The sequence below is a fragment of the Nonomuraea sp. NPDC050328 genome (genome assembly GCF_044459405.1).
Lineage (GTDB): Bacteria > Actinomycetota > Actinomycetes > Streptosporangiales > Streptosporangiaceae > Nonomuraea.
The window spans coordinates 935405-947239 of sequence record NZ_JBITIW010000003.1 but is presented as its reverse complement, the minus strand read 5'-3'; the positions used below and the strand labels follow the sequence as shown (position 1 = coordinate 947239).

Annotated in this window: 9 protein-coding genes; 5 read left to right on the top strand and 4 right to left on the bottom strand. The window is 73.7% G+C overall.

What is annotated here, in order from left to right; genetic code table 11:
- Positions 1 to 51: 51 nt before the first annotated feature.
- Complete coding sequence (locus tag ACIBG7_RS15950) at positions 52 to 687, bottom strand: methyltransferase domain-containing protein (RefSeq protein ID WP_397336668.1); 636 nt, start codon at positions 685 to 687, stop codon at positions 52 to 54.
- Positions 688 to 765: 78 nt separating this feature from the next.
- Here ACIBG7_RS15950 and ACIBG7_RS15945 point away from each other — a divergent pair, with 78 nt between their 5' ends.
- Positions 766 to 1977, top strand: coding sequence for an acyltransferase (locus ACIBG7_RS15945; RefSeq protein WP_357933218.1), 1212 nt, complete (start codon positions 766 to 768; stop codon positions 1975 to 1977).
- Between the two features lie 16 nt (positions 1978 to 1993).
- On the opposite strand, the gene ACIBG7_RS15940 is transcribed toward ACIBG7_RS15945, so the two are convergent.
- Positions 1994 to 2536: a TetR/AcrR family transcriptional regulator gene (locus tag ACIBG7_RS15940; protein ID WP_397336704.1), complete on the bottom strand. Its 543-nt coding sequence runs from the start codon at positions 2534 to 2536 to the stop codon at positions 1994 to 1996.
- A gap of 213 nt (positions 2537 to 2749) precedes the next feature.
- On the opposite strand from ACIBG7_RS15940, the gene ACIBG7_RS15935 reads away from it, so the two are divergent.
- The 4 genes from ACIBG7_RS15935 to ACIBG7_RS15920 are packed head-to-tail and all read left to right on the top strand — an operon-like array spanning position 2750 to position 7789.
- Positions 2750 to 4273, top strand: coding sequence for an ABC transporter substrate-binding protein (locus tag ACIBG7_RS15935; protein WP_397336703.1), 1524 nt, complete (start codon positions 2750 to 2752; stop codon positions 4271 to 4273).
- Positions 4274 to 4275: 2 nt separating this feature from the next.
- Complete coding sequence (locus tag ACIBG7_RS15930) at positions 4276 to 5217, top strand: ABC transporter permease (RefSeq protein ID WP_397336702.1); 942 nt, start codon at positions 4276 to 4278, stop codon at positions 5215 to 5217.
- Complete coding sequence (locus tag ACIBG7_RS15925) at positions 5214 to 6959, top strand: dipeptide/oligopeptide/nickel ABC transporter permease/ATP-binding protein (protein ID WP_397336667.1); 1746 nt, start codon at positions 5214 to 5216, stop codon at positions 6957 to 6959. Before ACIBG7_RS15930 ends, ACIBG7_RS15925 begins: the two co-directional genes overlap by 4 nt.
- A complete protein-coding gene (locus ACIBG7_RS15920) occupies positions 6956 to 7789 on the top strand; it encodes an ATP-binding cassette domain-containing protein (protein WP_397336666.1) in 834 nt (277 codons plus the stop codon). Before ACIBG7_RS15925 ends, ACIBG7_RS15920 begins: the two co-directional genes overlap by 4 nt.
- 41 nt (positions 7790 to 7830) lie before the next feature.
- On the opposite strand, the gene ACIBG7_RS15915 is transcribed toward ACIBG7_RS15920, so the two are convergent.
- Complete coding sequence (locus ACIBG7_RS15915; RefSeq protein ID WP_397336665.1) at positions 7831 to 9414, bottom strand: family 20 glycosylhydrolase; 1584 nt, start codon at positions 9412 to 9414, stop codon at positions 7831 to 7833.
- A 35-nt stretch (positions 9415 to 9449) separates the two neighbouring features.
- Positions 9450 to 11807 carry a beta-glucosidase gene (locus ACIBG7_RS15910; protein WP_397336664.1) on the bottom strand — a complete coding sequence of 786 codons (2358 nt, stop codon included), beginning with the start codon at positions 11805 to 11807 and terminating at the stop codon, positions 9450 to 9452.
- Between the last annotated feature and the right edge of the window lie 28 nt (positions 11808 to 11835).

The following is an 11835-nucleotide window of genomic DNA, read 5'->3' as shown; positions in this document are numbered from 1 at the left end:
TTGCGGTGATCGTAACCGCGGGTCCCGCCCCCAGCAAGGCCCAAAACCGCCCTACTCCGGCCGCTCCGCCCGCACGTAGCCGAGCAGGACCGGCAGGTCGCCCGAGTCCACCGGGCGCAGCCCGGCCTGCTCGATCAGCCCGCCGAGCTCGTCGCGGACGCCGTGCCGCAGCGCGGGGAAGAACGTGGCGGCCACCCGGCCCGGCAGCCGTCCCGCCGGGGGGCGGGCCTCGGCGATCAGCAGCCGCCCGCCCGGCCGCAGCACCCGGGCCATCTCGTGCAGGGCCGTCGCGCGCTCGCCCTCCGGGATGTGGTGCACGGCCAGCGTGGAGACCACGACGTCGAAGGCGGCGTCCGGCAGCCCGAGCGACTGGCCCCCGGCCACGCGGTAGTCGCAGTTGCGCGGGGCGCGCTCGCGGGCGTAGCCGATCATCGCCTCGGACGGGTCCACGCCGGTCACCCGGCCGGACGGGCCCGCCACCGGGGCCAGGAGCCGGGTGAGGTAGCCGGTGCCGCACCCGACGTCCAGCACGCTCGCGCCGGGCCGTACCCCCGACAGCGCGGCCAGCCGGGTGAAGATCTCACGCCGCCGGCCCAGGAAGCCGAGCGCGGAGAACACCTCGTAGGCGCGCGGCCGGTCGATCGTGTGGTCACCGTCGTGAGCGTGGCGCCGGTGTTCGGTCTTCATGGTGGTGCTCCTCCCGTTTCCCCGCCTTCCACGGTGCCATACCGGGCCGCGGCGTGATCCTTGGATACGTTGGGGCACATGCCTGCCATGCCGACCCCGCCGACCTCGCTCCGCCCGGACTCCGCCGCGGCGCGGCTCGCCTGGCTCGACGCGCTGCGTGGCCTGGGCGCGCTGGCCGTCGTCGCCGAGCACCTGCTCACCTGGGCGATGCCCGCGCTGCGGCCCACCTGGTTCAACATCGGCATGTACGGCGTGCTGGTCTTCTTCCTGGTCAGCGGCTACATCATCCCGGTCTCGCTGGAGCGCCGAGGCGACCTGCGGGCGTTCTGGATCGGCCGGCTCTTCCGGCTGTACCCGCTCTACCTGCTGGTCATCGTGATCGCCCTGGCGTTGTCGTGGTGGATCCCGATCCGCCGGGAGGTGCCGGCCGACGCCTCGGCGCTCGCCTCGCACGCCACCATGCTGCTCGACGCGGTCGGCGCGGGCGGGGTGGTCAACACGATGTGGACGCTCTCCTACGAGATGGTCTTCTACCTCATGGCCGGCGCGTTGTTCGCCGCCGGGCTGCACCGCGGCCGTGGCCTGCTGGCCGCCGGGTTCGCCGCGGCGGCGGTGCTGGCCGGGATCCTGCTGGCCGCCTCGCCCTGGACCGGACCGTGGCCGGCGTGGGTGTCGCTGGCCGGGTTCGCGCTCGGCCTGGCCGGCATGCTGTCCGGGCGGCTGCGCACCGCCTCGGCGATCGGGCTCGGCCTGATGGCCCTGGCGCTGCTGGTGCTGAGCAGCCGGGTGCCGTGGTTCGGGCTCGCGGTGGTGGCGGTGCTGTTCGCCGGGACCGCGATCCAGCGCTGGGAGCGCGGCGAGGGCTCGCTCTGGCCGCTCGTCCCGGCCGGGGTGCTGGTCGCCCTGGCGCCGGTGTGGGCGATCGACGCCGGCTGGTGGTGGGTGCAGCCGGGCGTGTGGATCACCACGATCGTGCTGGCCGCCGCCACCTTCGCCGGGGCCATGGCGTTGCGCGGGCGGCGCGTGCCGTACGCGCTGACCTGGCTCGGGACGGTCAGCTACTCGCTCTACCTGCTGCACCTGCCGCTGCTCACCGTGCTGTTGCGGCCGGTGGGCGACCTGCGCTGGGCGCACCCGGCCGTGCAGGCCGGCTTCGCGCTGGCCTTCCTGGTGGTGCTGTTGCCGGTGGCGGGCCTGTGCCACCGCTACGTCGAGGAGCCGATGCAGCGGCTCGGCCGGCGGCTGGCCGCGCCGCGCGCGCAGGCCGGAAGCCTGGCCCGCTCCGGCTAGAGCCGGCGGAGGGCGGTCAGTCCCGGCCGACGCCGAGGCCGAGCTGGGTCAGGAAGACCTCCACCGCGCGGCGCATGTCCACCTGGTCGGGATCGAGCAGCCACTGCGTCTGCAGGCCGTCCACCAGCGCCAGGAGCTGCTGCGCGACCGCGTCCGGGTCGTGCGAGACCGGCGGGTCGGCCTGCTCGAAGAGCTGCGCCAGCAGCCAGGCCGTGCGCCGCCGCAGCCGCCGGTAGCGCTCGACGAAGTACTCGTGCGCCGGATGGCCGGGATCGGCCGCCTCGCCGGAGATCTTGACGAACAGCCCGACCAGCCCGGGCGTGTGCATGTTCCGGGTGATCTGGTCGAGATGCCGGATGAGCACCTTCTCCGGCTCGCGCGAGGAGTCGGCCGACAGCGCCTGCTGCGCCGCCTCGTCCTCGCGCCGGGTCAGCACCTGGATGAGCAGCTCGTCCTTGCCCGGGAAGTGGTGCAGCAGCCCGGCGTGGGTGAGCCCGGCGTGGGCGGCGATGTCGCGCAGCGAGACGGCGTGGAAGCCCGAGCGCGAGAACAGCTCCATCGCGGAGTCGAGGATGCGCTCGCGGGTGCGCTCGCCTTTGGTGCCCCGGCGGGGGATCGGTGCGTTCACCGGGCGGCCTCTCTTCGGGTCAGGGGCACCGCAAGTGCCGCTGTACAGGGAGATTAGCCCGCCTCCCGACCGGCCGGCACTAAACCTACCACGTGGTTAGTTTGGGGTGTATGCTCGCCGAAAATCTCGGACGGAGTGTGCGTGATGAAGAAATCCGCGGCGCTGGCCGCCCTCCTGACCTCGGCCGTCGTCCTCGCGGGCTGCTCGGGCGGCCAGGCCGGCCCGGCCACCGGCTCGGCCGCCCCGGCGACCCTGAGCCTCGCCACGATGACCCTGCCGATGAGCCTCGACAGCAAGGACGCCAACGGCAGCGCCCTGCCGTTCTTCCAGGCGGTCTACGACACCCTGGTCAAGCGCGAGCCGGACGGCGCGTTCAGCCCGATGCTGGCCACCGAATGGGCCTACGACGAGGCCAGAACCACGCTCACCCTCACCCTGCGCACCGGCGTGAAGTTCGACGACGGCACCCCCTTCGACGCCCAGGCGGTCAAGGCCAACCTGGAGCGCTTCGCCAAGGGCGGCGGCGGCCAGGCCGGCACCCTCGCCGACCTGGAGAGCGTCGAGGTCGTCGACGATAGCCACGTCAAGCTGAAGCTCAAGCAGCCCAACCCCGCGCTGCTGTACTACCTCAGCGACGCCGCCGGGCTGATGGCCAACCCGGCCGAGTTCGCCAAGGGCGAGGCGCTCAAGACCGCCCCGAGCGGCACCGGCCCCTACGACCTCGACCAGGGCCAGACCGTCATCGGCACCAAGTGGGTCTTCAAGCGCGCCCCCGGCTACTGGGGGGCCAAGCTGCCCTACGACACCATCACGATCAGCTACTTCGACAACGAGACCGCGATCGTCAACGGCATCAAGACCGGCCAGCTCAACGCCGCCCTCATCCAGGACGCCGACCAGCAGATCGCCGTCGAGGCCCACCCCAAGGTCAAGACGGTCAAGCAGGAGTTCGACGTCCAGGGCCTGCTGCTGTTCGACCGCGCCGGCCTGGTCACCCCCGAGCTCAAGGACCCCCGCGTACGGCAGGCGCTCAATCACGCGATCGACCGCCAGACCATGCTGAGCAAGATCCGCCAAGGTCGCGGCACGGTCACCAGCCAGCTCTTCGGCCCCTCGGCCAAGGCCTACCAGCCAGAGCTCGACAACGCCTACCCCTTCGACCAGGCCAAGGCCCGCGCCCTGCTCAAGGAGGCCGGGCTGGAGGGCGGCTTCACCCTCAAGCTGCCGCGCATCCCCGCGATCGTCTCCGAGGCGCTGGCCGCCTCGCTCCAGACCGACTTCGGCGCCGTCGGCGTCAAGCTCGTCTGGGAGGACCTTGACCAGGGCAGCGCCGTCCAGCGCATCTTCCGCGACCGCGCCTACTCCGGCATGGTCATGAACAACGGCCAGTCGCCGATCGACTGGGTCGTGGTCAAGGAGATGGTGCTGCCCGGCCTGTTCAACATGTTCGGCTACACCGACGACACGGTGAAGTCCCTGGCCCCGCGCATCCAGAAGAGCGACGACCCCGCCGACCTGAAGAAGCTCAACGCGCACCTGGTCGAGCAGGCGTGGTTCGTGCCCTTCTACCGGATGACCTACCTGCACGTCTCCGACGGCAGCGTCGCCATCACCCCGCAGGACGGCATGGCCGTGCCCGCGATCTACAACTACGCCCCCGCCAAGTGACCATGCTCGCCTTCGTCCTGCGCCGGGTCGCGGCGGGCGTGGCGCTGATCGGCGTGATCTCGCTGCTGTCCTACACCCTGCTGTCCATCCCGCACCTCGACGTCGGCCGCCAGCTCCTCGGGCAGAACGCGCCCCAGGAGCTGGTCGACGCCAAGAACGCGGCGCTCGGCCTCGACCGGCCGGTAGCGGTCCGCTACCTCGACTGGCTGGGCGCCGCGCTCCGCGGCGACTTCGGCACCTCCTGGTTCACCAGCGAGAACGTGCTCCAGGCGATCGCCAACCGGCTGCCGGTCACGCTCAGCCTGATGATCGGCGTCACCGTGATCACCGCGCTGCTGTCGTTCGTGCTCGGCGTCTGGGCCGGGGTGCGGCGCGGCGTCGTGGACCGGTTCGTCCAGGTCTTCGCCGTGCTCGGCTACGCGCTGCCCGGCTTCCTGGTCACCCTGGTGATCGTCCTGATCTTCGCGGTCGAGCTGGGCTGGTTCCCGGCGATCGGCTACATCGGCATGGGCGAGTCGCTCACCGGCTGGCTGTCCACGATCACCCTGCCGATCCTCGCCCTGTCCGTCGGCTCGGTCGCCGGCGTCGCCCAGCAGGTGCGCGGCTCGGTGATCGACGTGCTGCGCCAGGACTACATCCGCACGCTGCGCGCCCGCGGGCTGCCGCCGTGGCGGATCGTCCTGCGGCACGTGCTGCGCAACGCCTCCGCGCCCGCGCTGGCCGTGCTCGGCATGCAGTTCGTCGGCCTGCTCGGCGGCGCGGTGCTGGTGGAGCAGATCTTCGGGCTGCCCGGGCTGGGCAGCATGACGGTCGGCTACACCACCCGCGGCGACATCCCGGTGATCATGGCGCTGGTCATGGTCACCGTGGTCGGCGTCATCGTCATCAATCTCGTCACCGACCTGCTGATCGGCTGGCTCAACCCGAAGGCGAGGCTCCGATGAGGCTGGTGCGCCATCCGCTCGGGCTGGTGTCCGGGCTGCTGCTGGCCGCGATCGTGCTCGCTGTCCTGCTCGCGCCGGTGCTCAGCCCGGCCGACCCGGGCGCGGCCAGCCTGCGCCAGGCCTTCGAGGGCCCGGCCGCCGGGCACCCGCTCGGCTTCGACTCCGCCGGCCGCGACATCCTCGCCCGCATCCTGTACGGCGGGCAGAACACCCTCGGCGGCGCGATCATCGCCCTGGCCGTCGGCCTGGCCCTCGGCGTGCCCTCCGGCCTGCTGGCCGGCTACTACGGCGGCTGGTTCGACTCGGCCGCCACCTGGCTGGTCAACCTGGTGATGGCCCTGCCCGCCATGGTCGTGCTGCTCGCCTCCCGCGCCATCCTCGGCTCCACCGTCTGGGTGCTCATGGTGGTGCTCGGCTTCCTGGTCGCGCCCAGCTTCTTCCGCCTGGTGCGCGGCATCGTCGCCGGCGTGCGCGGCGAGCTGTACGTCGACGCCGCCCGCGTCGCCGGGCTGAGCGACCTGCGGATCGTCTCGCGGCACGTGCTCATCGTGGTGCGCGCTCCGATCATCATCCAGGTCGCGCTGGTCGCCGGGATCGCCATCGGGCTGCAGGCCGGGCTGGAGTTCCTCGGCATCGGCAGCGGCAGCGAGCCCACCTGGGGCGCGATGCTGAACGAGGCGTTCAAGAACATCCAGCGCGCGCCGCTGCTGATGTTGTGGCCGGGGCTGGCGCTCGGGCTGACCAGCGGGGCGCTGGTGCTGCTGGCCGCCGCCCTGCGGGACGTGCTCGAAGATCGCGGGCGCAGCGATCCGGCACCGCCCGCCGTACCGGAAGAAGCGCGGGACGAGCCGGACGCGCCGGGCGCGGCCGGGGAGCGGGCCGGGCTGCTGTCGGTGCGCGGCCTGGCCGTCGCCTACGGCGCGCGCGAGGTCGTGCGCGGCGTCGACCTCGACGTGCGCGAGGGGGAGATCGTCGGGCTGGTCGGCGAGTCCGGGTCCGGCAAGACGCAGACCGCCTTCTCCGTCCTCGGCATCCTGCCCGAGGGCGGCCGGGTGGCGCGCGGCAGCATCACCGTCGCCGGACGCGAGATCGTCGGCCTGCCCGAGCGGGCCCACCGCGAGCTGCGCGGAACCGTGATCGCGTACGTGCCGCAGGAGCCGATGAGCAACCTCGACCCGGCCTTCACCGTCGGCAGCCAGCTCGTCGAGCCGCTGCGCGCCAAGCTCGGCCTGGGCCGGGCCGAGGCCCGCCGCCGCGCCCTCGACCTGCTGCACCAGGTCGAGATCGCCGACCCGGAGCGCGTCTTCCGCTCCTACCCGCACGAGATCTCCGGCGGCATGGCCCAGCGGGTGCTCATCGCCGGGGCGATGGCCTGCGAGCCGCGGCTGCTCATCGCCGACGAGCCGACCACCGCGCTCGACGTGCGGGTCCAGGCCGAGATCCTCGGCCTGCTGCGCCGGCTGCAGCGCGACAGCGGGCTCGGCGTGCTGCTGGTGACGCACAACCTCGGCGTCGTCGCCGACCTGTGCGACCGGGTGGCCGTGATGAGCGAGGGGCGGATCGTGGAGAGCGGGCCGGTCGAGCAGGTCCTGCACGCGCCGCGCGAGCCGTACACCCGCCGGCTGCTGGCCGCGGTCCTGGACGGCGCGCCCGCCCGCGAGCCGCTGGAGCCCGCGCCGGACCACGCTCCGGACCAGGCACCGGACCAGGCGCCGGATCACGAACGACTGGAGGCCCCGTGACCGCCCTGCTGACCGTCGAGGACCTGCACGTCGACTTCCCCGGCAAGGGCCGCGGCGCCCCGCGCGTCCAGGTGCTGCGCGGGGTGAGCCTGTCCGTCCGGCCCGGTGAGACGCTCGGCCTGGTGGGGGAGTCGGGGTCGGGCAAGAGCACGCTCGGCCGGGCGATCCTCGGCCTGGCGCCGGTGCGCTCGGGCGCGATCACCTTCGCCGGGGAGCGGCTCGACGGCCTGGGCCGGCGGCGCCGGCGCGAGCTGGCCCGCGAGATCCAGGTGATCTTCCAGGACCCGTACACCTCGCTCAACCCCTCGCGCACGGTCGGCGACACCCTCGCCGAACCGCTGCTCGGCCAGGGGCTGTCCGGCCGGGCGGCACGGGCCCGGGTGGACGAGCTGCTCGACCGGGTGCACCTGCCCGGCGGGGCCGGGGAGCGGCTGCCCCGGGAGTTCTCCGGCGGCCAGCGGCAGCGGGTCGCCATCGCCCGGGCCCTCGCGCTCGGGCCGCGCCTGGTCGTCTGCGACGAGCCGGTCTCCGCGCTGGACCTCACCACCCAGAAGACCGTGCTCGACCTGCTGCTGGAGATCCAGGAGCAGAGCGGGGTGGCCTACCTGTTCGTCTCGCACGACCTGTCGGTGGTGCGGTTCGTCAGCCATCGGGTGGCGGTCATCCACCAGGGCGAGATCGTGGAGAGCGGGCCGGCCGCGGTGGTGACGGCCGAGCCGTCGCACCCCTACACGCGGGCGCTGCTGCTGGCCGCGCCGGTGGCCGACGTGGCCGCGCAGCGGCTGCGCCGCGCGGCCTTCGAGCAGGAGTACGGCTCGGCCGCCCGCTGAGCGCTCGCCCCGGCAGACCCTGACCGGGGCGAGCGTACGGCTCAGCCGAACACGTCGGCCGAGCGCCAGTAGCCGCCCCAGCCGAGCCGCTCCCACCACGGCGCGTGCGCCCGCAGCCGGTCGCGGTGCTCGGCCCACGACGCCGGCCGCGGGCTCCACGCCTTCTCCGCGATGCCCGGCAGCCGCGGCAGCAGCAGGAACGCCAGGTCCTCGAACCCGGTGACGCTCTCGCACCAGATCGCGGCCTCGACCCCGGCCAGCCGGGCCCCGGCGGGGATCTCCGGCAGCTCGCGGGGCTGCCAGCCGTACAGCTCCCGGCAGCTCTTCGGCGTGTAGGCGGGCATGCCGACCTGCTCGCGGCGCGGCGTCTGCGCGGGGTCGGCCGACTCCTCGGCGTAGCGGCGATCCAGGTAGAGCACGCTGCTGGGCGAGGCCAGCACCCACGCGCCCGCCTCGACGGCCTTCGGCGTGTCGGCGGCGGCGTGCTCGAAGCTCTCCGCGGCCACGTCCACCAGCGGGTGGTACTCGGCCGGCACCGACGCCTTGACCCGCTCGGGGTCGAACTCGTCGCCCAGCCCGATCCAGCTCTGCGCCACGTCGCCCGGTTCGAGCGCTCCCGACCGCGCCGCCTCCTGCCAGGCGGCCACCCGCTTGCCGGTGGCCCGGACGGTCGCCAGCGTTTCCGTCACGAACCGCGCGTACAGCCCGGCCGGCATCCCGAACGCCTCGTCGCCGCCCAGGTGCACGAACGGCCCCGGGGTGAGCGCGGCGACCTGGGCGAACACCTCGGCGGTGAAGCGCCGGGCGTGCTCGTTGCGCGGGTCGAGGTAGGAGATCAGCTCGTGCGGCGGCTCGTCCGGGCCGCGCAGCTCCGGGTAGGCTCGCACCGCCGCCTGGGTGTGCCCGGGCACGTCGATCTCCGGGACGACGGTGACGAACCGCTCGGCGGCGTAGGCGACCAGCTCGCGGTAGTCGTCCTGGGTGTAGTACTGCCGGCCCTCGCCGTTGCGCGAGCTCTCGACGGCGTTCTCCGGCGCGGTCAGCCGGGGCCGGCCGTCGATCTCCAGCCGCCACGCCTGGCTGTCGGTCAGGTGCAGGTGCAGCACGTTGAAGCGGTACAGCGCGAGCAGGTCGAGCACCCGCTTGACCTGCTCGACCGGGAAGAAGCGGCGCACCACGTCCAGGGACAGGCCGCGCCAGCGCAGTCCGGGCCCGTCGAGCACCCGCACCGCGGGCACCTCGCCGCCGGGGCCGACGAGTTGGGCGAACGCGGTCGCGCCGCGGAACAGCCCCTCGGCCGCCGTCGCGGTCACCGTCGCCCCCTGCTCGGTGACGACGAGCTCGAAAGCCTCCTGCTCGCCCTCCTCCAGCCCGGTGTGCGGGGACAGCCCGGCCGCCGGGCGCAGGGCGCTCAGGTCCGGCCGGCCCAGGACCAGCCGCAGCTCGGGCACGGGCTCCGAGCCGGGCGGATCCTCCAGGCCGTGCAGGCGGTCCAGCAGGCAGGCGACGACCGGGCGCAGGGCGGGCAGCTCGGCGGGAGCGCTCACCCGGACCTGCCGGCCCAGCCTCAGGGGTGGGCCGGAGGCCGGGGTCAGGGACTGGGGGGAGGGGACGAGCGTCGGCATGCTCCATTTCTTACCACATGGTAAGAAATTTCGCGCTATAGCCGGATCGACGTGGACAAGGCGGGATCGTCATAGCCGCCACCGGCTTCGATGCGGTGCGTGCCCTCGACCGTCCGCCAGCCGTCCGCCCAGACCTGGAAGGCCCGCTCGGCCAGCTCCAGCTCTGCCCGCACGCTCTGCCCGGGCTCCGCCTCGACCACCCCGAACCCGGCCAGCACCCGGTCGGCGCCCTCGCCGGTGTACACCTGCACCACCTCCCGGCCGCGCCGCGCACCGGTGTTGGTCACGGTGACCGCCACCCGCCGGCCCTCGGCCTCGATCGCGTCGTAGGACCACGTGGTGTAGCCCAGGCCGTGCCCGAACCAGAACGCCGGCGCCACGTCGTGCCGGGCCCAGGCGCGGTAGCCGATGTACACCCCCTCGTCGTACGGCACGGCCCCGTCGACCGGCGTGACGTCGGCGACCGGGCAGTCGGCCAGCTTCACCGGCCACGTCGTGGGCAGTCGGCCGCCGGGCTCGGCCTCGCCGTACAGCACCTCCGCCAGCGCGGCGCCCGCCTCCTGCCCGGGGAACCACACCAGCAGCACCGCGGCCACCTCGTCCACCCACGGCATCTCCACCGGCGAGCCGGAGTTCACCACCACGACCGTGCGCGGGTTCGCGCGGGCCACCGCCGAGATCAGCTCGTCCTGGCGGCCCGGCAGCCGCAGGTCCTTGCGGTCGAAGCCCTCGCTCTCCACCGCCATCGTCGTGCCCGCCACCACCACGGCCACCTCGCTGGCCGCCGCCAGCCCGGCCGCCTCGGCGATCAGCGCGTCCTCGTCCGGGCGCGGGTCGGCGTGCCCGAGGCTGAAGACCACCACCCGGCGGCCTCCGTAGTCGTGCGCCACGTTCGAGATCACCAGCTCGTACGGCACGCCGGCCGTCATCGGCACCGCCACCCGCCGCTCCGGCGGGGCGACCAGCACCGCGGCCGGGTCGTCGCCCTCCAGCTCGACGACGCCCTCGTAGACCGTCTCGCCGTCCACCGTCAGGCTGAACGGGCCGATGCCCTGCACCGACAGCAGGTGCTCGCCGGAGACCTCGGGCACGAACCGCACGCGCAGCCGTACCCGGTGCAGCTCGGCGGTGTCCGCGCCCTCCGGCAGCCCGCTGATCCACAGGCCCGTCGCCCGCTCCAGCTCCTCGGCCGCCAGGACCGTGCCCTCGGCGTCCACGAACTCGCCCGTCGCGGGGGCCTTCAGCGGGTTCAGCCTGGGGTTCGGGTCGGTGCCCAGCGCGTAGCGCACCTGCGCGCCGCCGTACTCGCGCAGGCCCTCCAGGGGGGAGACCGTGCGGTCGGGGAAGACCACCGCGCTGCCGCCGCCCATGATCCGGGCCTCGGCCGCGGCGGATCCGATCACCGCCACGCTGCCCGTCCCGGCCGGGAGGGGCAGCACGCCGTTGTTGGTGAGCAGGGTGAAGGACCGCGTCGCCACCTCGCGGGCGAGCGCGACCCCGTCGACGGCCTGCGGAGGCTCAGCGGCGGGGGAGTGCGAGCGCAGGGCGCCGGTCCGCTGGGCCAGGCGCAGGATCCGGCGCACCTTGTCGTCGATCACCGACTCCGGCACCCGCCCGGCGCGGACCGCCTCGGCCAGCTTGTCCCCCCAGGGCGTCTTGGGGCCGGGCATGGCCACGTCGGTGCCGCCGAACGCGGACGGCTCGGTGGTGCGCACCGCGTTCCAGTCCGACACCACGTAGCCGTCGAAGCCCCACTCGTCCTTGAGCACCCCGTTGACCAGCTCGGAGTGCTCCGACATCGTGGTCCCGTTGACCGAGTTGTAGGCGGTCATCAGCCCCCACGCCCCGGCCCGCACGACCCGCTCGAACGGCCGCAGGTACACCTCGCGCAGCACCTTGTCGCTCACCTGGACGCTCACGGTATACCGCTCGGTCTCGAAGTCGTTGGCCACGAAGTGCTTGGGCGTGGTCGCGACCCCGCCCTCCTGGACCCCCTCGACGTAGGCCGCCCCGACCTCGCCGGTCAGGTGCACGTCCTCGGAGTAGCACTCGAAGTGCCGCCCGCCCAGCGGGCTGCGGTGCAGGTTGATCGTCGGGGCCAGCAGCACGTGCACGCCCTTGCGCCTGGCCTCCTGGGCCAGCAGCCGGCCCACCTGCCTGGCCAGGTCGAGGTCCCAGGTCGCGGCGAGAGCCGTCGGGCTGGGCAGGGCGATCGACGGGTCGGCCTGGCTCCAGCCCTCGCCCCGGACCCCGATCGGGCCGTCGCTCATGACCAGCCGGTCCAGGCCGATCTCCGGCAGCGGCGGCAGGGACCAGGTGTCGGCCCCGCTGAGCAGGCTGATCTTGGCGGGCAGGTCGAGATGCTTGATGAGCGCATCGAGGTCGGTGGTCACGCGCGAGCTCCCGGTGGTGCGGTGAAGG